Below are 24,759 nucleotides of genomic sequence, written 5' to 3' on the forward strand. Positions count from 1 at the left end.
TCCCGGCCGGATCATCCGCACCCCGGCGGCGGGGCGGGACTCAAGAGGACCCCGTCGGGGGGACGTGTGCCGGGTACTCCCAGCGGCCGACGTGCTCGCGCATCCAGTCGAAAAAGAAGCGGACGCCCCGGTCCTTGACGCCGGTCCCGTCCCCTCCCATCTCGGGGTTCGGCCCAGTGAGGGTGGCGCCGGAGATCCCCTCGACGTAGGGGCTCTGGAGGAGCATCGCCGTGCGAGGCTCGCCGAGGTAGGATGACCAGATCTCGGCCATCAACGCCTTCGAGTGCTCATTGAAGATCCCCTCGTCGCCATAGGAGTCGAAGGCTTCCGCCTCGGTGTTCACGGCGAAGCCCGACTCGGGGGCCGGCATCGACTCGTGGAAGAATCGGACGTCGACGCCGGGGTAGTCCGGCGAGGAGCCGGACTTGTAGTTCGGGCAAATGCCGGCCTCGATGTCCGGCGCCTCGGCCTTGAACCACCCGGTGACCTCTGCCTTATTGGCGGCGCCGTCGGGCTCCCGGAAGACTTCGTGGTCGACCCGCAGGGAATGGTCGAACTCCTGGTACAGGTTGACCATGACGTTCTTCAGGCCGTGCCCGGTCAGGAGGCGACCCGTCTCCTCGATGGCCCTCCTGACGCCCATCTCTCCCTTGACCGTCTGGTCCTTGCAGGGCTGCAACACGACGACGGGGACGACCATGCCCCGCTCGTCGGCCTCCCGGATGAGCCGCTCCAGGCGGTCGGCGAAGGCGGGGATGATCATCCCGTCGGATCGGAAGGCTTTGGGCCCAGCGTCGGCGTCGGGGAAGCCGCCGTTGGTCCCCTGGAGGCTGACGCTGATGAGGTTGATCCCGTGCTCGGCGAGGTTGTCGAGGTTGTTGATCAGCCGCTCAGTCACGGCCGGGCTCATGAGCATGTTGTTGCAGCGGTAGCCCCAGAGTTCGACCGGCTGGCCGCCTAGTGGGCCGTCAATCTTCAATTGACGGGTAAAGCTTCCGCAGCTTCCGGCGAGCGGCGGCCAGTGTGAAGGTCCAGTGGATTCGGGCTCTCCTCACGTTCCGCCGGTGTTCCCAGGCCGCCACCTCCGCCGCCAGCTTGGCCGGACCCTCCAGCCGGCGATCCAGGCATTGCTGGTTCATGACGCTGATCTCCGTCTCGGCCATGTTCAGCCAACTGCCGTGCTTGGGTGTGTAGTGGAACTCGATCCGGTCCAGGAGCCGACGTGCCACCTCCGGCGAGAACGCCTCGTAGGGGCTCGCCCCGTCGTGCGTATTCAAGTTGTCCTGCACCAGCAGGACCTTCTCCGCTCGGGGGTAGTGCACCTCCACCAGGTCCCGGATGCAGCCGGCGTAGTCCCGCCGGGTCCGGCGTCCGGTCACCTTGACATGACGCCAGCCCCGCAGCGGCTCGCACATCATCAACTGGTGGCAGACGCCCTCCCGCTCGTACTCGTAGTCCACCTGAGCCGGTCGGCCCGAGCGGCACCGCCTGGGTGGCCGCACCTCGCCGAAGAGTTGCTTGCACGCCTCCGAAGCAGGCGACCGGGAACCTCGGGTCGTAGGGCCGCAGGTGGACCTGGATCACGTCCTCCATCCGCCAGACGTACTCGGCGTCGGCCTCGGGCGGGATGCACCGGGTCTCGACGATCCAGGGCTTGATGTCGTTCTTTTGAGAGCCTGGCGGACGGTCTCGGTGCTGATCGACTCGGCCAGGCCCAGGACGACCAGTTCGTCGGCCAGCAGTTGCGGCGTCCAGTGGCATCGGCCCTGCGGCGGATCGCTGCACGCCAGTCGGACCAACCGCTGCTCGATGTCCCCCTTGATCTTGATCTTGTCCGGTCGTGGCGGCTGGGGACCCCGACTGATGGCCGCCTGAACGCCGTCGATGACGAACCGCTGACGGACCCGGGCGATGGTTCGTAGGCTGACCCCAAGTGCGTCGGCGATCCGCTCATCCGAGTGCTCTTGGCCGGCTCTGGTATCGGCCAGGAGGAGGATACGGGCATGGGCCAGCTTGCGGGCGGCAGCCTTGCCGGTGGAGACCAGGTGCTGCAACTCAGCCCGCTCCTCCTCGGTCAGGGTGACCCGGTACTTGTCCATCGCGATGCTCCTGGTTCATGAGGTTCGTGCCTTCGCCAAACCTCATCAAGACAGGACCCTACGCTACCGGTCAAATGAAGATTGACGGCCCACTAGTGAAGCGTCACTCGTTAATCTTCGGGTAGAGGTGCCTCAGCTTGATCCGGGCGTCCTCGGTGGTGAAGTGCCACTCGACGCCCACCTGTTTGGCGTTCCGGCGCTCGCCCCAGGCGCCGGCCTCCCCGGCCACCTCGTCCTGCACCGCGATGCGCCGGTCCAGGCACTGCCGCGTCAACACCGACAGCTCGATCTCGGCGACGTTCAGCCAGCTGCCGTGCTTCGGCGTGTGCACCAGCTCCAGTCGCCGCGCCAACCGCAAGGCCTCGGCCGGCTCGAACGCCTTGTACAGCGACGCCAGCGAATGGGTCACGAGGTTGTCGCAGACCAGCGTGATCCGCTCGGCCTCGGCGTGGCGCGGGTCGTCCACCAGCCGCTGCACCCGGTGGGCCCAGTCCACGGCCGTCTTCGCCTCGGTCACGCGCACGTCGCGCCAGCCGGCCAGCGGCTCGACGAACATCCACACCGTGCAGGTCCCCTCGCGGACATACTCGTAGTCGACCCGGGCCGGGCGTCCGGGCGCCGCCGGCGATGGCCGCCGCGCCTCGGCGATCAGCTGCTTGGGCTGTTCGTCCATGCAGACGACGGGGCGCCTCGGATCATACGGGCGCCGGTAGGCCTCCAGGACCTGCTCCATCTGGCAGACGAAGGCCGCGTCCTGCTCCGGCGGGATGCACCACATCCGCCTGAGCCACGGCTTCAGCGCGCTTTTTTCAAAGAGCGGCGGACGGTCTCGTGCGAGACCGCCGCGACGACCTCCAACTCCACCAGGCGCTCGGCCAGCAGCCGGAGCGACCAGCGGGCCAGGCCCCTGGGCGGCTGCGAGCAGGCCAGGGCCGTCAACCGCGCCTCGTTCTCGCCGCCGAGTTTGGGGACCGCCGACGGGGTCCGCGGCCTGCGCTGCAGCAGCGCCATCGGCCCGTGCTCGACGGCCCGCTTGCGCCACGACTCCAGGCTGCGGGTCGTGACGCCGAACGCCTCGGCGATCTTCGCGTCGGGCCAGGCCGGCCCGTCGGGCCCCTGGTCGCACTTGAGCAGGGCCTGAGCCCGCTGCACCTTCCAGCCGGCGATGTTGCCCTTGCGGACCAGGCGAGCCAGCTCGGCCCGCTCTTCGGCCGTCAGCTTCAGGACGTACTTCTTTGCCATGGCAACCCCCCCGGCGAGCCACGATGCGGCCGGACAAGGGGGGTCATTTTACCCGAAAATCAGCGAGTGACGCTTCACTAGTGCAGGTCCAAGGATGATCCTTTGCGGGCCGATCGTCGTAGGAGTGGTATGGTCCCACCTCTCTTCGTCCGACCGCTGACCCCCGACGAGCATCAGGCGATCCGGGCCGGCCCCCGCTCGCCCTCGGCCTTCACCCTGCGCCGCTGCCGGATCCTGGCGGCCAGCGCCGAGGGCCTCAAGCCCTCGCAGATCGCCCCCCGGTGTGGCCGCCCGTCCCAGACCGCCCGCAACGCCCTGCGGGCCTTCGCCGCCGAGGGCACCGACTGCCTGCGCGAGAAGTCCCACCGCCCCGCGTCGGCCCGCCCCGGGATCGACGACGCCGGGTGCGAGCGGCCGCGGGCCCTGCTGCACCGCAGCCCCCGCGACTTCGGCGAGCCGACCTCGTTGTGGACCCCGGAGCCGGCCGCCGGGGCGGCCTTCGCCGAGGGCCTCACCGCCCGGCTCGTCAGCGGGGAGGCGATCCGCCAGGCCCTGGAGCGCCTCGGCGTCGGCTGGAGACGGGCCGAGGACTGGATCACCAGCCCCGGCCCCTCATATCTGCGCAAGGAGAGAGCATGAAGGCCGGAGCCGTTCGGGAGGCAGGCTTGAGCGAGTGACACGCTCGTCCCCTTCCCGGAGACCTCGGCCATGACCACCACCACCAAGAAGAAGGTCCGCTTCGTCCGCCCGAACTCCTCGACGTCCTCGACGCCCCGCCTCGACTCCGGCGAGACGGCCCACGTCGGCGTCGACGTCCACAAGGCCAGCCACCACGTCGCCGTCGTCACCGACCTGCGGGGCCTCGTCGCCTCCCGGACCCCGCCCGCCGACCCCGAGTCGCTCAGCGAGCGGCCCAAGCCCATCGGCTCGCAAGTCGCCCGGGTCGTCTACGAGGCCGGTCCGACCGGCTTCACGCTGGCCCGACGGCTCAGGTCCTCCGGGCTGCGAGCCGGGGTGATCGCCCCGTCGAAGACCCCCACCATGCCGGGCCCCGAGGCCGAGAGCGACCGGCTCGACCGCCGCAAGCTGGCCGTCTTCGCCCGGAAGGGGCCGCTCCAACCCGTGCGCGTCCCCGAGGAGCGGGAGGGAGCCGACCGCCGGGTCCTGCGGCTGCGTGAGCAGCTGGCCCGCAAGCTCCGCGCGGCCCAGCAACAGGTCCAGGCGTTCCTCCTCCAGCATGGCATCGCCGAGCCGGCGGGGCTGACCCGCTGGACGGCCGCGTCGGTCGACGCCCCTCGCCGGCTGGAGCTGACCCCCGAGCCGCGGCTCCGCCCGGACGTGATGCTCGACGAGCGGCAGCATGATCGGGAGCGGGTGGCCCGCGCCCCCCGACGCCTGGAGGAGTCGGCCGGGGCGGGCCGCCATCGCGAGACGGTCGCGACGCCGCGGACGGCGCCCGGGGTGGGGCCGATCACGGCGATGACCTCCCGCGTCGAGCTGCACGACCCGGCCCGGTTCCGCGACGGCGGCCAGGTGGCGCGGGTGATCGGGCTGGCGCCGCAGGTCTCGCAGGGCGGCCCGACGCGCCGCGAGGGGCGGCGGCTGAAGTCGGGCAACGCCCGGCTGCGGACGGCGCCCGTCGAGGCGGCCCGGAGGTGGGTCGCCGGCGATGAGGCGGCGAAGGCGCGATACCGCCGGCTGGTCGCCACGACCGGCAACGGCAAGAAGGCCATCGCGGGGATGGCCCGGCGTCTGGCGATCCTGCTGTGGCGGCTGAGCCTCAGCGGTGAGCCCTACCGGGCGGCCGCCTGGCGGCCCGGCCCGGCCCCGGCAACCCCGGAGCGGCCCGGTTCGCGGCCGCGACCCCTGCCCGAGCGACCGTCGAGTGGGGCAGGACGACCCCGAGCCAGTGAGGATCTGCGAGTGAGGTGACCGCGTCGCGCCCCCGGCGGGCTGAGGCCCGCGGAAGAAGAGGGCGGCCCTCGTTCGCGATCGCAGACCCTAACCCGTGCCCCGAGCACGAAGAGCAGGCCGATCCTCCCACGCCTCGGGCTCCGCATCTCGCCCCTTGACAACCGGCCTCATAGCAGGGGCACGCGACCGCCTGATCCGCCTGGCGGAGGCCCATCCGGGCTGGGTGCTCGGCTTCCAGGGCGAGGTCTGGTGGAGCCGCCTGGCCCGGCCGGGCCTGCACGCCTGGGCCGGCGGCGAGCCGCTGCGGCTGCACGAGCCGGCCACCGACCCCGACCCCGACCCCGACCCCGAGGCGCCGGCCTGCTACGGCCTGCTGCGCGGCAGGCGCCGGCCTGCTACGGCCTGCTGCGCGGCGAGACCGGGGGGATGCTGCTGCGGTTCGTCCGGGGCCGGCCGGTCAGCCAGGTGACCGAGGACTTCCTCGCGTGGGCCCGCGAGCGGCTGGCCGCCGAGGGCAAGACGGCCCTGCCGCCGGTCTGGGACAACGCCGCCTGGCACGTCGGCAAGCGGGCCCGGTCCCGGATCAAGGCGCACGACCGCCGGGCGAAGGCCGAGGGGGGCGTAAGAAGCCCTGACAAAACCGGGTGAATCACATCACATCCTGGTGGAGGATACGGAAGCAGATGACACAGGCCGCCAGGGTCGTCCAGGCGTCCTGGATCACCCCCAGCCGGTCGTACCGCACCCGCATCCGCCGCAGGCCCTTGATCCAGCCGATCGTCCGCTCCACCACCCAGCGGACCTTGCCCAGCCCGCTGCCGTGCGGTGTCCGACGCTTGGCGATGTGCGGCTCGATGCCCATCCAACGCAGTAACGCCCTCGTCCCCTCGCTGTCGTAGCCCCGGTCGGCATACAGGTCATCCGGCAACTGCTTCGGCCTGCCCGGTTTGCCGGCGACGCTCGGGAAGTCGAGCACCAGCGGGATGATCTGGCGGTGGTCGCTCTCGTTGGCCCCGGCGGTGCGGATCGCCAGCGGCACTCCGGTGCGACTGACCATCACCGTGTGCTTCGTGCCCTTCCTGCTGCGGTCGACGGGGCTCGGGCCGGTCGCCTCGCCGCCGCCGAAGGCCCGCACCGTCACGCCGTCGACGACCACCGTGTCGGTCTCCAGCTTGCCAGCCTTGCGGAGCAGCCTCAGCAGGTCGGCATGGAGGCGGTCCCAGATGCCGGCCTCCTCCCAGGCCCGCAGCCGGCGATGGGCGGTGCGACCTGAGCAGCCGAGTTCCTGCGGGACATCCTCCCAGCGATTGCCGGTGGCCAGGACGAACCAGATGACACGCAGGGCGACCCGGTGCCCGATCGGCGGACGCCCGCCGTAGGGGCCGATGGCCGGTTCCGGCGGCAGGTGGTGGGCAACCAGATCGAAGAACTCGTCCGGCATGTGGGCGCTCGCCATGGTGGTGTCTCCTTCGGTTCGGAGGAAAACAGCACCAGGGCGCAAACTCCATGCCACACGGTTTTGTCAGGGCTTCTAATACTACTCCGTTAGCTTGGTCTTGGAGCGGGTGAGCCAGGGCCGGCAGTGCGCGCAGTCCGGCCGGCTGACCGGCGCCAGCAGCCGCTGCAACGCCCGGCGGATCGCCGGCACCGTGATCACCGGCGCTCGGCCTCCCCCTTTTTGCCCGGCCGGGATCGCCCCCGACGGGCTCGGCGTCGCTCCAGGGTGAGGAACCCGAAGGCCAACATCACCAGGCAGGCGTGATGGTGGAAGCCCCGCCACGAGCGGCCCTCGTGGTGGTCCAGCCCCAGTTCCTCCTTCATCTGCTGGTACCCGAGCTCCACCGGCCAGCGACTCCGCCACAGGCGCACCGCGCGGATCCGGCTGGTATCGGCCGGGAGGTTGCTGAAGGCGTACTTCAGCTTGCCGTCGGCCTGCTCCTCGATCAGCAGCCAGATCGGCTCCGCCCCGGCGCAATCGCCTGTCGCCCATCCCTGGCCCGGCCAAACGCGCAGCCAGGCGAATCGGCCCCACATCGGGCCCTTGGTCCCCTCCCGCCACGTCACCTTCCGGCGCGGCGTCCGCGCCGCCAGCTCCTTCAGGCCCACCGGCCGGGGCGAGCCCTCGGCCAGGCGACGCCGCTTCTGCGGCCGCCCGCCCGTCCCGGCCTTGGGCTCGTCCCACCTCGGCTCCTCGGTGAAGACCAGCATCTCGTCGGTCACGCCGACGACGTAGTGCAGGCCCCGCTCGGCCAGGCCGTCGCGGAACGGGCCCGAGACGCCGTAGCCGCTGTCGGCCACGACGAGCCCGCCCGGCAGCCCTTCGGCGCGGATGCGGTCGAGCAACTCCAGGGCGATCTGACCCTTGGTCAGCGACCGCCGCTCGGCCTCGGGCACCTTGGCCTTATCCAGTCGCTTCGGGTCGGCCAGCCAGCCCTCCGGGAGGTAGAGCCGCATGTTCAGCGGGTAGTGCCCCCTCGGGGCGACGTAGTGGACGCTGACGGCGCACTGGCAGTTGGCCTTCTTGCCCAGGGCGCCGCAGTACTGCCGCTGCACGCCGACGGAGTGCGTGCCCTGCTTGGGGAAGGTGGTGTCATCGATCACGAAGATGCCGGCCGGGTCGGCGAACTTCGCCGCCATCGTGGCCCGGTAGCGGCTCAGGACCGCTTGCTCGTCCCAGGTGCTCTGGCCGAGGAACTGCTGCAGGGCCTGGTCGGGGTCGGCGACGTCGAGCCCCTCCGACAGGGGGACGCGGGCGGCCATCGGCTCGACGCTCTTGCGGTCCCCGTCCTGGACCAGGCCGCGGAGGTAGACGCCGCACCAGGCGGCCTGGCGGGGCCGGTTGAAGTCGGCGCGGAAGGAGGCGGCATACGCGGCGAGGCGGTCGAGGACGTCGGGGTTTAAGTCGGGGGTGTAGGTCCGGTTCATACCCTCGGTACGAACCGCAGCAGTCGATCGTTCGTATGATTTAACGGAGTAGCACTAAGGACCGTCGCCTGCCGGCTGCCGGTGAAGGCCCCGTGGCTCAACGCCATCGAGCCGAAGTGGGTCCACGGCAAGCGGGCCCTCGTCGAGCCGCAGCGGAAGCTGACGGCGGCCGAGGTCGTGGAGCGGGTCTGCGTCTACTACGGCTGCGAGCCATCGGACCCGATCACACAACAAGTCGCTTGAGACCGCACTAGGCAACGCCGTCGGCTCGGCCGGCCGGGATGCCTGGGATGCGTTGATCGTGAGCCTTCAGGATGCCGGCGAGTGGGCAGAAGATCGCTGGATTGCGGTCAAACAATCCGACCCGCTCCACTGGGTTAAGTGGCACAACGAAACGTCAACGCATCTATTCCAGATCGATGTCAGCCATGCCGAAAGTGCGACCTCCATATTCCCGCACATCCTCCAGGCACGCTTCTCGGACGTCGACAATCAGCTGTGGGGGATCCGCATCAGCGTAGAGCAAGCCGGAGAGGTCATCGCCAGCAGGTACTTCCCGACTCGCGGCAAAAACGATCAAGGGATTATGATCGGTCGATCGGCCCGCATGTACGGTATTGAATTTGAGGCACGAGGAGATGGGAGAACACCTTCACCGTCGAGATCAAGGATGAAGAGCGGGGATGGATGCAGAAGCGCAAAGTGTCCATCACGAAACCGCTCATTCCGCCCGGCCCTTGGCCTATCTTCTACGACGAACGCTACGACCCGGCCAAGGAGGGGGGCGAGGCCGGCGGGAGCGGGGCCGACAGGGGCGGGACGGCGACCCCAATCGTCTACGAGCCCTCTGCGGCGGAGCAGAGGCGGGGATTCCCGCTGGAATACGTCATGGCCTCGGCTGGGCTGTACGCGGACGACGACGGGTACGTCCTCGGGCTCGACATGATCGAAACCTACGATGGCGAGACCGAGGTCGAGGTGACGTTCCAGAAGTTCAACTCAGCAGACCAGCCTATCGACGACAACGGGGAGACCAGGCCCGACTTCGACGCGCGGGTCGGCCGGGAGATCGCGCGGCAGACGGACATAATGGAGGCTTATCGAGTGTTCCCCCAATGGTACCAAGAAGAGTATGGGGTCACGCTCCAGCAACAATTTGAGCGGCAGAATCGCAACCGAGAAGCTTTCGGTAATCATAATTTTATACATGATTAATTCATTGATATCTAACTCGGCGCCGGCGGAACCTGGTCGATCGTGTACCCCAAGGCCGTCGGCACCTTGCGCGAGGCGATGGGCTCCGAGTTGAAGATCCAGGCGTTGAGGAGCCAGGTCTGGACCCGGTCGTTTGAGACGATCACCTCGCAAGGCCTGAAGATCGAGCAAGGGCTCCGCCTCCCCGAGAGCGTGACGAAGGCGACGGCGGCCAAATGGGGGGCTCGCATCACGGTCAAGGAGGGCCCGCGGAGCGAGCCGAAAACGGTGCCCCTGGACGAGAAGCTGGACGCCAATCTCTTCCGGAAGGTGGACGCCACGAGGCGCGAGGGCCAGTCCGCGCTGGACAAGTGGCGTGAGGCGTATGTCGTCTACCAGGCGGAGAAGGACCGGGCCCGGGAGGTCGAGCAGCTCCGGAAGCTCCGGACGTATGAGGCCATCAAGGGGATCGGCGAGGCCTCCCGAATCTCCAAGGAGGACGCCGAGGGCCTCTTCGGCATGGCGGTGCCCGGGATCGGGTTCTTCATGAGCGCCGGAAACACATACATATACGCCAAGGAGGGCGACGTGCAAGGCGCGGTCGTCGAGGGGGCCGCCGTGCTGCTCGACGTCCTCGCGATGGGCGCCGGCCGCCTGTTCGGCAAGCTGGGCGAGCTGGTGCCATTCGGGCCGAAGGGCAAGCAGGTGGCCAAGCTCGACGCCAAGGTGGTCCAGAAGCTTGAATCGGAGGGAGCGCAGTCCGTGGCTGAGGTCGCCGAAAAGGGTTTGAAGGCCATCAAGGGGCTCCCCGACCAGCTGGTCGAGGCGGGCATACAGGCGAAGCACGCCACGGCCCTCAAGAAGTTCGCACGCTCCGAGCAGTCGATGATCGTTGTGCGTGCGTCGAACAAGAATAGCCTGAAGTGGCAGGGGCAGGTCCACGAGAAGGGCCGGTACCTGCCGAAGCCGGACAGCCTGTCGTTCAAGTCGCACAAGGAGCTAGGCCTGGTCACCGGCGGCAAGTCGCCCGACGGCACGCTCGTCGACGCGGCCGGCAAGCGGACCGAGTTTGTCGTCGCCGACGACGGGCGCATATTCGGACAGGGGCAGGGCGGCAAGGATACGGGCTATGTGCTCCGGGAAGGGAGCGCCAGGGATGCGCAGGGTAACCTGCATAAGGCCAGCTTCATCGAGGACACGCAGGGCAACCGGTTCTACAGCGATTACGACCTCATGGGCGTCTACGACGAGTCGACTGTGGTCCCCGGCAAGTGGATCCCGCGATCGACGGGCGACAAGACGGCCCCGTCGCCGTTCATCGCCCGGATCAACGCCGCGGTCGACTCGGCCCTGAACCTCTTCCAGCACGGGGCCAACGACGAGCACTGGAAGGTCATCAAGGGAGAGGTGGTGCTCGGCAACCCCAACGTCGGCGACAAATTCATCGTCTTCTTCGAGAACGGGTCGATGGAAATCCGCGACCTGGCCAGCCTTGAGAAGCTCTACGGTGAGCGGATTAAGAGCTGGCCCCTGGATTGATCATCCGACGGCCTGTTGGACGTGCAGAACCTCGGGTACCTTCGGGAACAGTCCGGCCGCCTGGCGTGGCCCCAGGGTCACGCCGGGCGGCCGTCGGAGACCGGGTCGGGCCGTAGCCCGTCCCCCGCGCTGGCCAATAATCTTGCACTCGCCTGCGTCAATTGGGGCAGATCGCGAAGCACCGAGGTCAGTACCCCGCGACCTGGGCCGATCGGGTCCTCTTCGATGGGGGCTTGATCAAGCTCCCGCCGGAGAGGTCTCCGTCCCAGGAGACGGGCCCAGGGGCGGATACTCCGCAGGGGGGAGGATCAAGACACCCGCCACCCGCTGGCCGTAGTAGGCCCCGAAGTGCTCCCGATCGCCAGTCAGCAGGTGCGTCGCCCCGCCGTCGATCGCCGCTAGCAGCACCGGCACGTCCTTCTCCGGCAGCCGGACCCCACGCGGCAGCGTGAAGTGCTCGGCCTCGACCAGCCGGACCCGCCGCAGCAGCCGCGTCAGCCGACCACGCTGCGCCGGCTCCTCCAAATTCCGCCGGGCCTCATCGGCGGCGTAGCCCGACGATAGCAGCTCGATTTCCTCGAGTCCCCAGAGCCTCCTCAGGGCGGCGTCGGGGCGCCAGGCGGCGGCGAAGAGCACGTTGGCGTCGAGGAACACGCGGTCCACGGCTCAGGCGCCGTCGGGCTTGTAGTGGGGGACCGCGTCGGGGTCCAGGCCCATCGCCTGCACGGCCCGGCGCGCCGCGGCGTAGTCGTCCGCGTCGACGGCGTTGGAGAGGAGGAACTGGGCCTTGCGCTCGGGGGTGTAGACCTCGACGGGGAGGACCACCGCCGGGCGGATGAGGATGCCGCCCTCGCGGGCCTCGGCGACGACGAGCGAGCCCTCCTCGATGCCGTAGCGGCGGCGAAGCGCCGCGGGGATGACCACGGCGCCCCGCTTGCCCACGCGGCTGGGCTCGGGGGCCATGGGCGGCCCCTCGTCGGCCGGCGGCCGCGTCGTCGACGTCGGGGGGTTGCGTCTCGAGCCGGCGTTCTTGGCCGGGGGCATATGAGGTCGACCCGGGTCCGAGGTGAGGAATGCCCGAATGCCTGAGAATCGGGCGATGAGGATATTGTCCTCATGCCCCGGACCGCGATCAAGGCCCCCCGCGGAGTCGGGAGTGGGCGAAGTCCGCCCGGCACACCCGGCCCCGTTTGTCTCGGAGGGCGATGCGGGAGGCGATCCGGCTGCGTGGACCGTGAGCGGAGGCGCGGCCGTTGGGCGCCCCGCCGTGCGGTGAGCTCGACGCTTCTCGTTGCGATGTCGGTGGATCCGCCATGATCGAGGACGGATGATCCTCCGCAGAAACGAGCCCGTTCCGTGCCGATTCCGGACCGTTCGGCAGCGGCGTGGGCAACAATCCCCTGGGATTTCCGCGGGATCGACAGCAGGTGCGTCTTTGGGGGCGGGAAACGCACTCGGCATGGGGCCGCAGGGGTCGCAGTCCCAGTGTGTTCTGACCTCGCACCGCGCGAGCGGAAGATCAATTATGAGGAGACCCGGTCCGGAGGCTCAAGGCCGGGCGAAGACCTCTGTGGGCAGGTCGGGGATGCCCAGCCTCGCTTTCCACTCCGTCGCGTCCTTGGGCTTGTCCCACGCCTCATAGAGGCGGATCACCCTCATGGCCGACTCCCGCAGCCGGTATCGGTCTGGTACGGTGATTTGCGACTCGCGTTCCTTCATCCCCCGGTAGCCGCGGACCACCATCGGCTCGGCCTCCCCGTACTGGCCCTGGCCTAGCAGAGACCCGCCGAGCAGACCCGTCGCGTCGTACCGCGTCCAGTCGTCGGGCGTCGCTTTCGTACGGATGGCCAGGCACTCGCGGAGCATCGGTTCGGCCTCCGACCACTTTTCCTACCGGAGCAAGAGTCGTCCGAGTTCGGCGAGGTCACCCGCCAGGAAGGGACTGTCCGGCTTATCGACGCTGCGGCGCCGATCCACCGTTTCTTGGAACAGGCGCTCGGCCGTTTCCCAGTTCCGGACCGACGCGAATGCCGTGGCGAGGCTGGAGCGGCACCAGAGGGTGTAGTGGTGGTCGGGGCCCAAGTCCGGCTTCGCTTCCATCGTCTCGAGGGTCTCCTCGTACAGCGGGATCGCCTCGGCCGTCCGTCCGGTCTCCTGGTAGGCCCAGGCGAGGTTCGCGCGGCTGACGAGCGTATCCGGGTGGTCAGGCCCGCGCTTCGCCTCCCGGAGTTCGAGCGTCAACCTAAACAATCGGGCCGCCTCCTCGGTGATTCCGGCGACCATGAGGGCATTGGCCAGATCGTTGCGGACGGCCAGCGTGCCGTCGTGATCGGGGCCCAGCGTTGATTCCATGGTCTTGAGCGTCCCCCTGAACAAGGGGATTGACTCGGCCGTCCGTCCGGTCATCTGGTAGGCCAGCGCAAGATTTGCGCGGCTGACGAGCGTGTCCTCGTGCTCCGGGCCGAATTTCTCCTCTCGGACTGCCAGCGTCGTTTCGGTCAGGGGGATCGCCTCGTCCAGACGCCCTGCGAATATATAGGCATGGGCAAGATTGTTGCAGACGAGTAGGGTGTATGGATCCTGGGGGCCCAAAGCGGACACGCAGGCATCGCGTGCCTTCGAGTGGAGGTCCACTGCCTTGACATACAGGCCCAGCCCCTGGAACGTCAGACCCAGCGCGTCGAGCAGCTTCCCCCGGGTTACCTGGGAGCCGGCGAATTCCTTATCGAGCCGCTCAGCGGCCCGGTCGAGGACGTCAGCGATCTTCACCTGACGACCGTCCAGCCAGGGGTCCGGACTGCGGAACGCTTCCACCAGGAAGTCGACGGCCGCCTCGGCCTGCTCGCGGGATTCCTCCGACTGATCCAGTGCCGCGGCGGTCTCGGCCTGCGCCTTCCTGGTGGCCACCAACGCCAGGTTCGTCGCCCAGTTGGCCAGCCGCAGCTGGCCGTTGGCCCGCGCCTGGACGGCCGCGACGGCCGCCAACCCGACCAGACCGACGACCAGCGCCACGGTCGCGGCCGCCGCCACCGTGCGATTCCGCCGCGCCCACCGCCGTGCCCGGAGGGAGATCGATTCGCGCCAGGCCGTCACCGGCTCGTCGGCCAGCCAGCGGTCGAGGTCCTCGGCCAGGGCCCGGGCCGTCGGATAGCGATCCGCTGGATTCAAGGCCATGGCCTTCAGGCAGACGGCTTCCAAGGCCTTGTCGGTCGACGGGTCGAGCTGACGTGGTGGCGGAAAGTCGCCCTGCTGCACGCGCCGGAGGACGGCGCCGGGATCATCCCCCTCGAACGGGGCCTTGCCCGTGAGTAGGCAATAGAGCGTGGCGCCGAGCGAGTAGACGTCAATGGCCGGTCCGAACTGGTCCAGGTCGCCGGCGGCCTGCTCGGGGCTCATGTAGGCCGGCGTACCCAGGGCGCTGCCGGGCAGCGTCTCGGCCGAGCCGCTGGCTGAGAACGGCATCAGCGTTCTCTCACACGACGATGGGTCCGACCGGCCGGTCGGCTTGGCCAGGCCCCAGTCGACGACCAGGGTCTCGCCGTGCTTGCCGACGACGACGTTGCCCGGCTTGATGTCCCGGTGCAGCACGCCCCGGCTGTGGGCGTACCCGATGGCGTTGCAGACGTCCAGGAACCGACGCAGCAACTTGCGCAAGGCCAGCGACCGGACGCCGGCATCGGCCTCCGCCCGCCCGTCGGAATAGAACCGCTCGATGGCGTCCTTGAGGCTGTCGCCGCGGATGAGCCGCATGGCGTAGTAGGGGCGGCCGTCGGCATGCGCGCCCAGGCCGTAGACCGGGACGATGCCCGGGTGCTCCAGGCCCCCGGTGATCTCGGCCTCCAGCAGAAAGCGCTGGCGGCTGGTCGGGTCGTCGGCGTGGTGGTCGAGGATGCGCTTCAGCGCCACCTCGCGGTTGAGCTCCCCGTCCAGCGCCACGAAGACCGCCCCTAGGCCGCCGCGGGCGTGCGGCCGCAGGACACGGAAGCGCTGGCCGTCGGCAGTGGTCGAGCCGACGGCGAAGGTCGTCGTGGCCTCGGCGTCGGCCTCGGAGGGGCCGGAGCCGCTGCCGACGTGGGCGATGGTGGCCGTCAGGTCCGGGTCCTTGAGGGCCTCGAGCCGCTCGCGGGTGGAGCGTCCGACGGGCAGCGAGGCGAGGCTCTTCTCCGCGTCGCTGGCGTGTTGCTTCAGGTGCAGGGCGACCATCGCCTCGACGCCCGAGCGTGCCTCAGCGTCGAGGTCGCCGCGGTCGATCAGGTGCTCGGCCAGCGAGCGGGCCTTGTCGCGCGTCCAGGCCTGGAAGGCGGCAACCAGCTGGCCTTGGTCGATCAGCCCATTCTGGAGGGCGAGCAGGCCGAAGAGGAGGTCGCGGTCGGCGGCGGCCATGGCGCGGCTCCGATCGGTGCCGGCCGCCCGGCCCGTCCGACCCCGCCCTCGGGGCCGGGTCCCGGTGACCACACACCGCCTGGATTATCGCATGACGGCTCGACGGACGCATCCGCGACGGCCCGCCCCCTCGTCCTGGCGCAGACTGCGTCTCTGCGGGCAGAAAACGAGGTCATCGGTGAGCGGTCCTCACTGGCCGTCCGATGGCTGCGACCCAACGGTGGTCGGACGTCGCGCCGCGGCGGCTCGGATGACCCCATCCGTACAGCACGCCCCTCACGTGATGCCAGGCCCCGGGACCTCGAGCGGCACGCCGTCTTCCGGCTCATCGACTTCCCTTGCGTCTCCCGGTACATCTGGGGGGCGGCTGCGGCCCCTCGCCGCGACCGGGGCCGCGTCGCGGCCCCGGGGCGACTCAAGGACGCCGGCGGCATCCCGACCCACAGTGACCGGCGTCCGCCATGAGACGCCGGCCGACCTGATCTCCCAAACCCGGACTCCTGCTGACCCGGTGCGGCGTCCGAGGCAGTCGTGCCCACCGGGCTGATCGCGACCCCCCTCAGCCGTGTCGATTGAGGGGCGGCAGGACACGCTCCAGCCCCGCTCGGTCCCAGGAGGCCCGGTCGGCGGCCGCCTCATAGGTGCTCTGGAGGAACTCCAGCAGCGTCTCGTCCGGCGAGGTCGAGGTCCGGACCGCCTCGTAGGGGAGCACGAACTCCCCGAGCTGATCATCCCAACGGGCTCCGGCCGGGCGGACGGGGGCGGCGGCGAAGCCGTCGGGAGGCGGGTAGGCGTACGAGTAGAACACCGCGTCGCTCGACGGGCCCCCCGGCCAGAACCCGGCGCTGCTGACCTCGTGCGAGTAGGCCTCCCGGGCGACCCAGTCCGGGAGGTTCGGGATGCCCGCCGGGTGCGGCGGCGCGGCCCGGCCGGAGAACCGCGTGACGGCCAGGTCGAAGCTGCCCCAGAAGAAATGCACCGGACTGGCCTTGCCGATGAACCGCGCCCGGAACTCCTTGAAGACCCGGTCCATCTGGAGCAGAGCCCGCCAGAACCTCGTCGCGGCCCGGGGGTCGTATTCCCGGTGCTCGGTGTCCTCCTCGAAGGGGATGCCGTCGGCCAGCTCGCTCGGCACGGTAGAGATGGGCACGTCGACCCCGATCGCACGGGTCCCGTCCATCACCGCCCGGTAGAACTCCGCCACGGACTGGCTCCGCAGCGGGACGGCACGCCGATCGCCGGCCGCCGACTGGATCACCAACTCCTGGTCGAGGAAGTCGAAGGTTAGCTCGAAGATGGCCCCGCCGTAGGGGATCGGCGAGGTCGTCAGGCCCCGGGCCGACAGGTACAGCGGGACGTGCCAGGAGTGGTTGGTCCAGGGGGCCTGGACCAGGCGGATCTTGCCGACGACCTGGGTCCAGAGGTGGAGGGCCGAGGCGGTCGTCGCCCAGTCCCGATAAGGCAGGGCGGGCCAATCGGAACTCAGGGACCGGGGCTGGTGATCCATGCGGTCTGGTCTCGGGATGGATGGGATGGCCGTCTCGTGAGAGGGGGCGCCGGCACAACGCGGCCGGAGACCGACAGCCGACCGAGGGTGATCCGAACCACCACAGCCTATCGCTCGGCCTGGTTGGGGTCCAGGCTCGGCCGACGGGTCAGCTCCGCCGGCGCACGACGTGACGTCGAACGGACCCGGTCGATGGGCAGTCTCCTCCGGTCGCACCAGACTGCCCCGGCTCCTGAAGCCCCTCCACGCCCTCGGAGTCGACGTCGCGGACCGGCCGCGGCCGGCACACCCATGCCGGCTCGCCCGCGGCCCGTGGCCGGGCCGCGGGCGGCCGGATCCCGCTCAGGAGCACATCCCGATCGGTCCCGAGATCTCCGGGTCGCGATCGCTCGCGACGTTGGCGGCCACCTTGGTGTCCTCGCCGAGGCAAGAGCCCGGCCCGCCGAGGGAGAGGCCGCCGCCGGCGCCCTCGCCGTAGGTGCCGGCCCGGCCGCCGTGGCCGCCGTAGCCGAAGAGGCCACGCCCGGAGACGTTGGCGGTGATGAGGGTGTCGACCGCCCGGAGCTTCGCGTCCTCGTGGACGAAGAGGCCGCCGCCGAGGGCGTCGCCGCCGTCCCCACCGTCGCCCGCCAGGCCGCCGTCGCCCCCGCCGCCGCCGCCGGCGAGGTCGACCGGACGAGGCTCCCCTCGATCCTCACCCGGCCGTAGGGGAAGTCGTCCCCGTCGTCGTCGCCGTCGTCGAGCGGCTTGAGCCGGGGCGGCCCGAAGGCTGCGAGGCCGCCGCCCCGGGCCGTGCCCCCGTCGCCGCCGTCGCCCGCACGACCGCCGTCGCCCCGTCGCCCCCGACGGCCTCGTTGTTCTCCAGGGCGGCGTCGATCAGGGGAGAGGGGCGCCTGGTCGGTCCCCTGGTAATAGAGCCCGCCGCCGGTCGAATCGCCGCCGAGGCCGCCGTCGCCGCCCCGGCCGCCGTCACCGCCCCGGCCGCCGACGGCCCGGTTGCGGACGAAGGACGAGGACGAGACCGTCATCGGGCCGCTGACCGACCCGCTCACCAGCAGGGCCCCGCCCCGGGCCTCGCCGCCGATCCCCCCGTCGCCGCCGAGGCCGCCCAGCCCGCCGGCACCGCCGAGGGCCTCGTTGCGGATCAGCTCGGCGCCGGCGATCGTCACCTCCATGTAGTCCGAGAAGAGGGCCCCGGCCCAGCCCTCGCCGCCGAGGCCGCCGTCGGTGCCGCGCCCGCCGGCGCCGCCCCCGCCGCCGAGGGCGCGGTTCCCCTCGAAGACGCCTCCGGAGACCGTCAGCGATCCGGTCGCCGTCAGCACGGCGCCCCGAGGGCGATCCCCCCCTGGCCGGCCCGCAAGGCGCCGTCCTCGCCCTCGCCACCGGCGCCCCCGACGGCCTCGTTGCCGAGGAACTCGCCGTTGGTCAGGGTGACGGCCGCGCCCTGGGCGTCGACGGCGCCCCCCGTGCCCGAGCCGCCGTCGCCGTTCTGGGCCGTCAGCGGGCCGCCGTCGATGCCGTCGCCGCCGATGGCCCGGCAGTTGAGGAACGAGTCCCCTCGACCTCCAGCGACGCCTCGCCGAAGTCCCCGAAGACCCGGATGGCGCCGCCGGCCCCCTGGCCGCCGATCCCGTTGGCCAGGTCGGCCCCGGCCCCGCCGTCGCCGCCCCGCGCCTCGGAGTCGATGAACTGGCCCCCCTCGACGACCAGCGAGGCCCCGGCGCCGACGACCGCGATGCCGCCGCCCCCGCCGAGCCCGCCGAAGCCGTTGGCCACCCCCGTCCCGCCGTCGCCGCCCCGGCCCCCGAGGGCGAGGTTGCCCCCGAAGAACCCGTCGACGACGCGGGTGTCGTGCCCGCCCCGGCGAAGATGGCGCCCCCCAGCCCGGAGCCCCCCGTGCCGTTGGAGAAGTCATCGCCGCCGTCCGGGCCCCGGGCGCCCTCGGCCCGGTTGAAGAGGAAGGTGCTCGTGTCGACGGCCAGCGAGGCGCCCTCGCCCATGACGGCGACGGCCCCGCCCAGGCCGTCGGCCCCGGGCTCGCCGCCGACGGCCCGGTTGCCGCCCAGCAGCGAATCGACGAGCGTCAATGCGCCCCCGTCGACGAGGATCCCGCCGCCGACCCCGGCGGCCCCGTTGATGATCGCCAGGTCCTCGATCGTGACCTCGGCGCCCGCGGTCACCCGGAAGGCCCGAGACCGGCCCGCCCCGTCGACGGCCAGCAGGTCGGCGCCCAGGCCGACGATCGTGAGGTCCTCGTCGAGGACCAGCTCGCCGCCGGCCAGCACGATGGCCCGGCCGGCGAGCGCCTCGTCGAAGGCGATCGTGTCGCCGTCCTCGGCGTCGACGATCGCCTGCCGGAGCGAGCCCGGCCCCGAGTCGAGGTCGCTGGTGACGGTGAGGGTGCTCAGCAGGCCCGGGGCTCCATCCGGTCGAAGCCGAGCGCCGACCGACGCCGGCCGGCTCGCGCCGGACGCGGTCGTCCCCGGCCGAGGATGTCCGTCCTGAGGAGAGGCATGGCATGCTCCGTCGATTGCGGATCCTTGCGGACGATCGTGCGTACGAGCCCGGCCCCGGGCCGCGATCGCGGCCCCTCGCGACCCTCGGATCGGGCCGGGCGGCGACCCCCGGGCGCATCTGGCCCGTCCTCGCCGATCCGATCGGCGAGCGGGGTCTCGGGCGATCGGCCGGCGTCCGGCCCGATCCGCCGGGCCCCGCCCCCGGAGAGTCGCGGGGGCGGGGTGGTCATGACACCGAGGCAGGGCGGGGCATCACCCCGAGACGGGACGAGTTCCACGTCGATCTGCCGGTAGTAGATCGCAGTGAGGCCCTCGAAGCCCGAGTCGGTGCCGAGAGCAGCCAGAGGTCGCCATCGGAGTCGGCCCGGGCGGGGACCGTGTGGGTGTGCTCCACCGTCACCGGGCGTACGGCTGCGGGCCGGACTCGACCGGCTCCTCCCCGTTGGCGATGGTGCCCGCCACCGAGGCCGCCGGGCGCCGACGGTCTGGTTGCCCTTGTCCAGTTCAACCCAGGGAGCCGTCGTCCTGCGGGACGGCCACCGGTTCCTCCGCCCCGGGCCGGCCTTCAGGGTGACCGACTCGCCGGGCGAGCCGCCGATCCCGAACCCCGCTCGGGGCGTCGGAGGCGAACCTGATGGTGAACCTCACCTCGTAGGCCTGGCCGGGCACGACGCCGTCGGCCGCCCCGAGGCTCCGCTTCAGGAACATGAAGACATCGTCGGATCGGTTGTGGCCCTGGAGCAGGTAGCCCGTCCCGTCAGTGCCCAGTTCGGACGCAGGGGCGGATCCCGGACTCCAGCTCGTAGGCCTCGTCCGGCTCGAGGGCAGTTCGGCAAAGCCGGCTCCCAGCCCCTCCCCCTCCGAGAAGTCGAAGGAGGCCGAGACGCGGGGGGCGTCCGCGCCCCGATCCACGGTGATCCGGCCTCGGCGACCTGGCCGAAGGTGTCGGCCGCCTCGACCGCGAACACATTGGCCCCGGCCCAGGGGACGGTGAACCGGTATCGGCCATCGGCGTCGGCCGTCAGCTCCTGCTCGAACGACCCGTCGCCCCCGAGGTCCAGCCGGACGGAGGCCCCCGGGGCGGTCCGGCCGACGAGGTCGACCTCGTCGGCGTCCACCCGGCCGTCGCCGTCCGGGTCCGCCGCCGGGTCGATGCCGGCGGAGTCCTCCAGGGGCCGAGGTCGGTGGTGGCCCCGAAGTTCCGGGAGGCGATCAGCAGGTCGAGCAGCCCGACCCGGCCGTCGCCGTTGACGTCGGCCCCGCCCGCCTCGCCCGGGGAGGAGGGCGGACGCCCCGGCGCCCCCGGATGGCGAGCAGGTCGGGCCGATCGACGCGGCCGTCGCCGTCGACGTCCCCCGCGAGGGAGACGTCCAGCTCGAAGTCGCCCGACGTCCCGCCCTCCGCGGCCGGGCGGAGCCGCAGGGCGCCGGGGCGGACGGAGGCGACCGTGACGCCGGCCGAGCCCCCGGGGGCGTCGGCCCGGCGGGTCAGTGTCCACGCCCCTCCGGGGGTCGGCGACTCGACCCGGGTCGCCCCGGGGTCGAGCGTGCCGTCGCCGGCGGCCCGGGCCTCGACCCGGAGGATGACCCGTCCCCCGGCGGCGAGGCCGAAGTCGCCCGGACCCGCCCGGACTTCGATCGGGGCGCCCCGCGGGCCGTCGATCCGCCCCCGGAAGGAGGCGAACGGGGCCATCACGGTCGAGAGCAGCGCCCGGGATTCGAGCGGCTCGATGCAGACGAGGGCCCGTCGGGGTCGCCGCGGACCCTCGGGGCAGGGGTTTCTCATGGTGTCAGGCTCTCGGGGAGGTCGGTGAGCGGCCCGGCCACGGGCCGACGATCCGGCGGGGTGATGGTCGACGGGGAACCCCCGCGACGCCACCCGAGTCGGATTCCCCGGCGGCCGGGCGACACATCACGGGAAAATTTACTGTGATGATCAGGGGCGCGAAACTTGCTATTCGAACGTGATGAGGCCGACTCGTCTTCCTTCATTAATGTCCGGCGGGGTGGACGTCCGGATGATCGCATGGGATTGCTGTCGCACGACTTGCCCACCCGGGCGGTCATCCCGCCCGAGACCGTGTCGATCCCTCCGGGATCGCCCCATGGGAGGTGAGGCTCCCGGGGCGTGGCGGCGGTCGACCGCACCCGGGATGGCGAGACGACCTCACCATCCAAGGCAGGAGGCGAACCCCCGGGACAACGTTCCGAGGCGATCGGCCTCCGCCCGCAGCCGGGCCGCCGTCACCGCCAGGTCCTGCCGGTGCAGCGTCCCCAGCAGCTCCTCGACACCCACCGGCGGGCTCTTCAACTGCGCCTGCTGAGTCCACACTGCGGCGATCACCCCCTCCGGCTCGGCATCGAAGAGGCCGGCGGCGCCGGGTCGAGGACGCAGACGTCGAAGACGACCACCGGCGGGCTCATCAGTAGCCCAGCCCCAGCTCCTGGGCCTGGGCGGACAGCTCGCCGAGGGCCTTGAGCCGCTCGGCGTCCTCCCGGCGACGGTAGTGGTCCAGGTCGCACGCCCGGACGCGGCGGTGGGCGCCGACCTTGCGAAACGGCATGGCGCCGCGCTCCAGCAGGCCGACCAGGAAGGGCCGGGAGACGCCCAGCAGGTCGGCGGCCTGCTGGGTAGACAGCTCGTCGTCGCCGGCGACGACGGCCACCGGCTCGCCGGCAGCGATGCCGTCCAGGAGCTGGCGGAGCAGCGGCAGGGCGGCGGCGGGCAGGTCGACGACCTCGGCGTCGCGGCCGGCGGCCCCGAACTGCAAGCGGGCCTGTCGATCGTGCGGCGCGGCCAGGCGGCGGCTGGCCTCGGCGGCGAGGAGGCGGTCATCCTCGCCGGCCGCGCGGTGGCCGGGGTCTTCGATGGGCTGCGGCGGGCCATGGTCCACCTCCGGGGACGGGGATCGGCTCCCGGGTCGATTGTAGAGGATCCGCGCAACGGACGCAATACTCGAAATAGTCGAAGCCGCCCGGCCCCCCATCCTCGCGCGTTGGGAACTGTCTGCAACGCCGTCCTTGGTGACGTCCTACTGGACAAATGTCCCCGTCACGGGCGAGCTGCGAGATGGCCTCCGCCAGCCGGGCGCGGACATCGCCGGGAGTCGCTCGATCGCTCGACGCCGAACCGAGGAGCATCATGGCCACCCGAACCGACCCGAGGGATCCGCCGCCGGCCGACCAGCCGGAGACCCGCATCCTGGTGCGCGGCGTCGACGAGGATCTCATCGACCGGATCCTCGCCCTCCCCCGCGGCCCCAAGCGCATCCCCCGGCTCGCCTGGCTCGACGGCGACATGGAGCTGCTGAGCTTCCCCACGCGCGAGTCGATCGCCGAGATGCCACCGGCACCGCCCCCCTCCGAAGGTGCCGAGGACCGCATCAGGCTCCGAGGCGTCGACCACGCCCTCTTCGGCCGCCTCACCGCCCTCGGCGGCAACCCCACCAAACGCCTGGCTCGAAACGGGGCTGATGCGCCCTCGCCCGCCCCTCGCACTGGGCGGCTCGATCTCGTCGGTTTGAAGGCCACGGGCGTGCCGTCCTTCGGGACCGGGCGAGTGACGCTGGCACGGCCCGACGCCGCCCGTGGCAAGATCGCCGAGGTCGCCTTCTACGTCGCCCACGTCGACCGCGGCCCGAGTCGGCGGGTGCCGGCCGTCGACCTCGGCGTGCACCCGCCGCCGGACCTGGCCATCGAGGTCGCCCTCGGACGACCCCTGGTCGATGTCGAGCGGCTGTACGCCGGCCTGGGCGTGCCGGAGCTGTGGCGCTGCGACGGCCAGGCGGTGTGCATCCTCCGGCTCGGCCGCGACGGCCGGTATGACGAGCAGGGGCGATCCGATGTCGTGCCGGGCCTGTGGGCGGCCGACGTGATGCCCGTGCTGGCGACGTCGGATGCGCCGGACGACGACCGCTGGGGGCAGGCGACCCGGCGTTGGGCCCGCGAGGACCTGGCCAACCGCCCCGCCTGAGCCCGGACCGCATGGCCGCCGCCGGCCGCGCCCGCCGGGCGGATCGAGGCCGTCACCGACCCGACCCGGGGCGGCGCGCCGGGCTACCGCCGCCGCCAGGCCTACGGCCCCGGCCGGACGATTCCCGTGGCGCGGCCGGGAGGCCTGCGGACCTCGCCGGTCGTCGACGACCTGCTGCCGGCGCCCCCGTGCCGCTGAGGACGGCGCGCGGCCGGGCGACCCGACGGCCGGGGCAGGGGGACGGGGGCCGGACCCTCACGCCCCCTCCGACGAGTCGACGGCTCCTCCCCCGGGGATGACCCGGCGGGTCTGGACCGCCTCGTCGGCGATCCGGCAACATGGTCCTCGTCGCGGGGTCGCCGGGCCGACCGGGGCCGGGACCCGACGGACCAGGGCCGGGACCATCTCCGAGCGGCCGGGCGACCCGACGGCGGGACGGCGAGGGCACCTCCCCCCTCCCTCCGCGAGTCGGGCCGATCGAGCCGGGAGGCCGGGTCGTCCTCGGGGCAGCCCGAACCCACCGGAGACCTACGATGGTGATCGCCGCGAAGAAGAAGCCGGGCCGGGACGGCGGGCCTCCGAAGAAGGGTCAGCTCGCCGATGGCGTGTCGTCTCGGAGCGGGCCGGCCCCCGACGCCGAGCAGGATGCCCCGGCGCGTCCCGGATCGAACCCCTCGCCGGATGTCCTCCCCGAGCTGAGTGCCGACGGGCATGAGTCGCTGAGGGAAGGTATCCGCAAGCGGGGGGTCCAGGTCCCCGTCGAGATCGACGCCGCCACCGAGGAGGTCCTGGACGGGCGGGCCAGGGTCATGATCTGCCGGGAACTCGGGATCCGCCACTACCCGAGGCGGGTGGTCACCGGGCTGGACACCGAGGAGGACCGCCGGCACCACCGTCTGCGGGCCAACTGCCTCCGCCGGCAGATGGACCGGTCCACCCTAAAGGGGCTCGTACTGGCCGAGATGAGGCGCAAGCCGCAGAGCGACCGGCTGCTGGCCTCGATCTTCGGCCTCGCCCACTCGACGATCGGCGTGTGGAGACGTGAGTTCTCGTCAACCGGACGATGCCGTCCGGTAGGGAGTTTCACATCCGCGAATGGGAAGACGTTCCGCCGCCCGACCGCCATCTACGCCACCACGCCCGTCACCGCCTCCCGGGCCGCCGAGCTGCTCAACGCCCTCGGCGAGGACGCCCCCGGCCGGGAACTCTCCCGAGGGCCGCCGAGAAGCTCCTGCTGGGCCGGCGGCGGGAGCAGGCCGACGCCCGGGTCGTCGCAGCAAAGGGCAAGCCCGGCGTCCTGGCGGGGAGGTTCCAGGACCTGGGCGGGCGGATCGGTGACGCGACCGTCGATGCGATCTGGACCGACCCGCCGTACTCCCGGGCCTGGGTCGAGGACGGCCAGTGGGCCGACCTGGGGGCCTCGCCGCCCGGGTGCTCCGGCCCGGCGGCGTGCTGGCGACCTACTGCG

Annotated in this window: 24 protein-coding genes and 2 pseudogenes; 11 read left to right on the forward strand and 15 right to left on the reverse strand. The window is 71.5% G+C overall.

Features of this window, described 5'->3' with window-relative positions:
- Window positions 1-40: 40 nt before the first annotated feature.
- The 3 genes and pseudogenes from ElP_RS36295 to ElP_RS36305 all read right to left on the reverse strand — a co-directional run bounded on the left by ElP_RS36295 (window position 41) and on the right by ElP_RS36305 (window position 3,341).
- Entirely contained in the window at window positions 41-979 is a 939-nt protein-coding gene (locus ElP_RS36295; RefSeq protein WP_145279708.1) for a hypothetical protein, read from the reverse strand.
- Window positions 969-2,099, reverse strand: a pseudogene (locus tag ElP_RS36300) (IS630 family transposase). Before ElP_RS36300 ends, ElP_RS36295 begins: the two are co-directional and overlap by 11 nt.
- A 103-nt stretch (window positions 2,100-2,202) precedes the next feature.
- Window positions 2,203-3,341 (reverse strand): IS630 family transposase gene (locus tag ElP_RS36305; protein ID WP_145267429.1). Its coding sequence is split into 2 segments (ribosomal slippage): window positions 2,203-2,903 and window positions 2,903-3,341, totalling 1,140 coding nucleotides; the frame shifts between segments, so codons are not numbered across the junction.
- A 129-nt stretch (window positions 3,342-3,470) separates the two neighbouring features.
- Here ElP_RS36305 and ElP_RS36310 point away from each other — a divergent pair.
- From ElP_RS36310 to ElP_RS40365, 4 genes are all read left to right on the forward strand, one after another.
- Window positions 3,471-3,980 carry a helix-turn-helix domain-containing protein gene (locus ElP_RS36310; RefSeq protein WP_145274168.1) on the forward strand — a complete coding sequence of 170 codons (510 nt, stop codon included), beginning with the start codon at window positions 3,471-3,473 and terminating at the stop codon, window positions 3,978-3,980.
- 69 nt (window positions 3,981-4,049) lie between these two features.
- A complete protein-coding gene (locus ElP_RS36315; RefSeq protein WP_145279709.1) occupies window positions 4,050-5,273 on the forward strand; it encodes an IS110 family RNA-guided transposase in 1,224 nt (407 codons plus the stop codon).
- Window positions 5,274-5,409: 136 nt separating this feature from the next.
- Window positions 5,410-5,724 carry a hypothetical protein gene (locus ElP_RS40360; protein WP_231749692.1) on the forward strand — a complete coding sequence of 105 codons (315 nt, stop codon included), beginning with the start codon at window positions 5,410-5,412 and terminating at the stop codon, window positions 5,722-5,724.
- Window positions 5,682-5,903 carry a hypothetical protein gene (locus ElP_RS40365; RefSeq protein ID WP_231749942.1) on the forward strand — a complete coding sequence of 74 codons (222 nt, stop codon included), beginning with the start codon at window positions 5,682-5,684 and terminating at the stop codon, window positions 5,901-5,903. Before ElP_RS40360 ends, ElP_RS40365 begins: the two co-directional genes overlap by 43 nt.
- A gap of 1 nt (window position 5,904) precedes the next feature.
- Here the strand turns inward: ElP_RS40365 and ElP_RS36325 are convergent, their stop codons facing one another.
- Window positions 5,905-6,711 carry an IS5 family transposase gene (locus ElP_RS36325; RefSeq protein ID WP_145279710.1) on the reverse strand — a complete coding sequence of 269 codons (807 nt, stop codon included), beginning with the start codon at window positions 6,709-6,711 and terminating at the stop codon, window positions 5,905-5,907.
- A gap of 197 nt (window positions 6,712-6,908) precedes the next feature.
- Window positions 6,909-8,180 carry an IS701 family transposase gene (locus ElP_RS36330; RefSeq protein ID WP_145267809.1) on the reverse strand — a complete coding sequence of 424 codons (1,272 nt, stop codon included), beginning with the start codon at window positions 8,178-8,180 and terminating at the stop codon, window positions 6,909-6,911.
- 81 nt (window positions 8,181-8,261) lie between these two features.
- Here ElP_RS36330 and ElP_RS39145 point away from each other — a divergent pair, with 81 nt between their 5' ends.
- The 3 genes from ElP_RS39145 (at window position 8,262) to ElP_RS36340 (ending at window position 10,913) form a co-directional block, all read left to right on the forward strand.
- Window positions 8,262-8,423, forward strand: a complete 162-nt coding sequence (locus tag ElP_RS39145; RefSeq protein ID WP_197447211.1) for a hypothetical protein — start codon at window positions 8,262-8,264, stop codon at window positions 8,421-8,423.
- 444 nt (window positions 8,424-8,867) lie between these two features.
- Window positions 8,868-9,395, forward strand: a complete 528-nt coding sequence (locus tag ElP_RS36335) for a hypothetical protein (protein ID WP_145279711.1) — start codon at window positions 8,868-8,870, stop codon at window positions 9,393-9,395.
- Between the two features lie 42 nt (window positions 9,396-9,437).
- On the forward strand, window positions 9,438-10,913 hold the full coding sequence (locus tag ElP_RS36340) for a hypothetical protein (RefSeq protein ID WP_145279712.1): 1,476 nt from the start codon (window positions 9,438-9,440) through the stop codon (window positions 10,911-10,913).
- A gap of 237 nt (window positions 10,914-11,150) precedes the next feature.
- Here the strand turns inward: ElP_RS36340 and ElP_RS36345 are convergent, their stop codons facing one another.
- The 5 genes from ElP_RS36345 to ElP_RS36370 form a co-directional block, all read right to left on the reverse strand.
- Window positions 11,151-11,576, reverse strand: coding sequence for a PIN domain-containing protein (locus tag ElP_RS36345; protein WP_145279713.1), 426 nt, complete (start codon window positions 11,574-11,576; stop codon window positions 11,151-11,153).
- 3 nt (window positions 11,577-11,579) lie between these two features.
- Window positions 11,580-11,876 (reverse strand): AbrB/MazE/SpoVT family DNA-binding domain-containing protein, encoded by a 297-nt coding sequence (locus ElP_RS36350; protein WP_145279714.1) that lies wholly within the window; start codon window positions 11,874-11,876, stop codon window positions 11,580-11,582.
- Between the two features lie 585 nt (window positions 11,877-12,461).
- Entirely contained in the window at window positions 12,462-12,779 is a 318-nt protein-coding gene (locus ElP_RS36355; protein ID WP_145279715.1) for a hypothetical protein, read from the reverse strand.
- Window positions 12,780-12,803: 24 nt separating this feature from the next.
- A complete protein-coding gene (locus ElP_RS36360) occupies window positions 12,804-15,296 on the reverse strand; it encodes a serine/threonine-protein kinase (RefSeq protein WP_197447212.1) in 2,493 nt (830 codons plus the stop codon).
- A 559-nt stretch (window positions 15,297-15,855) separates the two neighbouring features.
- Window positions 15,856-16,803 carry a DUF5996 family protein gene (locus tag ElP_RS36370; protein WP_145279717.1) on the reverse strand — a complete coding sequence of 316 codons (948 nt, stop codon included), beginning with the start codon at window positions 16,801-16,803 and terminating at the stop codon, window positions 15,856-15,858.
- A 576-nt stretch (window positions 16,804-17,379) separates the two neighbouring features.
- On the opposite strand from ElP_RS36370, the gene ElP_RS40890 reads away from it, so the two are divergent.
- Entirely contained in the window at window positions 17,380-17,511 is a 132-nt protein-coding gene (locus ElP_RS40890; RefSeq protein ID WP_261344475.1) for a hypothetical protein, read from the forward strand.
- 288 nt (window positions 17,512-17,799) lie between these two features.
- Entirely contained in the window at window positions 17,800-17,982 is a 183-nt protein-coding gene (locus ElP_RS36375; protein ID WP_145279718.1) for a hypothetical protein, read from the forward strand.
- Between the two features lie 318 nt (window positions 17,983-18,300).
- Here the strand turns inward: ElP_RS36375 and ElP_RS39150 are convergent, their stop codons facing one another.
- From ElP_RS39150 to ElP_RS36385, 5 genes are all read right to left on the reverse strand, one after another.
- Window positions 18,301-18,579 carry a hypothetical protein gene (locus tag ElP_RS39150; protein ID WP_197447219.1) on the reverse strand — a complete coding sequence of 93 codons (279 nt, stop codon included), beginning with the start codon at window positions 18,577-18,579 and terminating at the stop codon, window positions 18,301-18,303.
- 1,244 nt (window positions 18,580-19,823) lie between these two features.
- Window positions 19,824-20,231 carry a hypothetical protein gene (locus ElP_RS39155; RefSeq protein ID WP_197447220.1) on the reverse strand — a complete coding sequence of 136 codons (408 nt, stop codon included), beginning with the start codon at window positions 20,229-20,231 and terminating at the stop codon, window positions 19,824-19,826.
- Window positions 20,232-20,531: 300 nt separating this feature from the next.
- Complete coding sequence (locus tag ElP_RS39160) at window positions 20,532-21,104, reverse strand: hypothetical protein (protein ID WP_197447221.1); 573 nt, start codon at window positions 21,102-21,104, stop codon at window positions 20,532-20,534.
- A gap of 381 nt (window positions 21,105-21,485) precedes the next feature.
- On the reverse strand, window positions 21,486-21,662 hold the full coding sequence (locus ElP_RS39165) for a hypothetical protein (protein WP_197447213.1): 177 nt from the start codon (window positions 21,660-21,662) through the stop codon (window positions 21,486-21,488).
- Window positions 21,663-21,741: 79 nt separating this feature from the next.
- The gene (locus ElP_RS36385) at window positions 21,742-22,212 is read right to left on the reverse strand and encodes an excisionase family DNA-binding protein (RefSeq protein WP_231749943.1); all 471 of its coding nucleotides are present in this window, start codon (window positions 22,210-22,212) and stop codon (window positions 21,742-21,744) included.
- A gap of 248 nt (window positions 22,213-22,460) precedes the next feature.
- On the opposite strand from ElP_RS36385, the gene ElP_RS36390 reads away from it, so the two are divergent.
- Complete coding sequence (locus ElP_RS36390) at window positions 22,461-23,291, forward strand: PDDEXK family nuclease (RefSeq protein WP_145279720.1); 831 nt, start codon at window positions 22,461-22,463, stop codon at window positions 23,289-23,291.
- Window positions 23,292-23,824: 533 nt separating this feature from the next.
- Window positions 23,825-24,759: pseudogene (locus tag ElP_RS39170) on the forward strand (hypothetical protein); the annotation flags it as partial.

Origin of the sequence: Tautonia plasticadhaerens, from assembly GCF_007752535.1 — a bacterium.
Lineage (GTDB): Bacteria > Planctomycetota > Planctomycetia > Isosphaerales > Isosphaeraceae > Tautonia > Tautonia plasticadhaerens.

Bases quoted from the DNA above. Each gene is read 5' to 3' on its own strand.
- ElP_RS36310 (WP_145274168.1), top strand. From the start codon at position 3,471: ATGGTCCCACCTCTCTTCGTCCGACCGCTGACCCCCGACGAGCATCAG.
- ElP_RS36315 (WP_145279709.1), top strand. From the start codon at position 4,050: ATGACCACCACCACCAAGAAGAAGGTCCGCTTCGTCCGCCCGAACTCC.
- ElP_RS40365 (WP_231749942.1), top strand. From the start codon at position 5,682: ATGCTGCTGCGGTTCGTCCGGGGCCGGCCGGTCAGCCAGGTGACCGAG.
- ElP_RS36325 (WP_145279710.1), bottom strand. From the start codon at position 6,711: ATGGCGAGCGCCCACATGCCGGACGAGTTCTTCGATCTGGTTGCCCAC.
- ElP_RS36330 (WP_145267809.1), bottom strand. From the start codon at position 8,180: ATGAACCGGACCTACACCCCCGACTTAAACCCCGACGTCCTCGACCGC.
- ElP_RS36335 (WP_145279711.1), top strand. From the start codon at position 8,868: ATGCAGAAGCGCAAAGTGTCCATCACGAAACCGCTCATTCCGCCCGGC.
- ElP_RS36350 (WP_145279714.1), bottom strand. From the start codon at position 11,876: ATGGCCCCCGAGCCCAGCCGCGTGGGCAAGCGGGGCGCCGTGGTCATC.
- ElP_RS36355 (WP_145279715.1), bottom strand. From the start codon at position 12,779: ATGCTCCGCGAGTGCCTGGCCATCCGTACGAAAGCGACGCCCGACGAC.
- ElP_RS36360 (WP_197447212.1), bottom strand. From the start codon at position 15,296: ATGGCCGCCGCCGACCGCGACCTCCTCTTCGGCCTGCTCGCCCTCCAG.
- ElP_RS36370 (WP_145279717.1), bottom strand. From the start codon at position 16,803: ATGGATCACCAGCCCCGGTCCCTGAGTTCCGATTGGCCCGCCCTGCCT.
- ElP_RS39160 (WP_197447221.1), bottom strand. From the start codon at position 21,104: ATGAGAAACCCCTGCCCCGAGGGTCCGCGGCGACCCCGACGGGCCCTC.
- ElP_RS36390 (WP_145279720.1), top strand. From the start codon at position 22,461: ATGGCCACCCGAACCGACCCGAGGGATCCGCCGCCGGCCGACCAGCCG.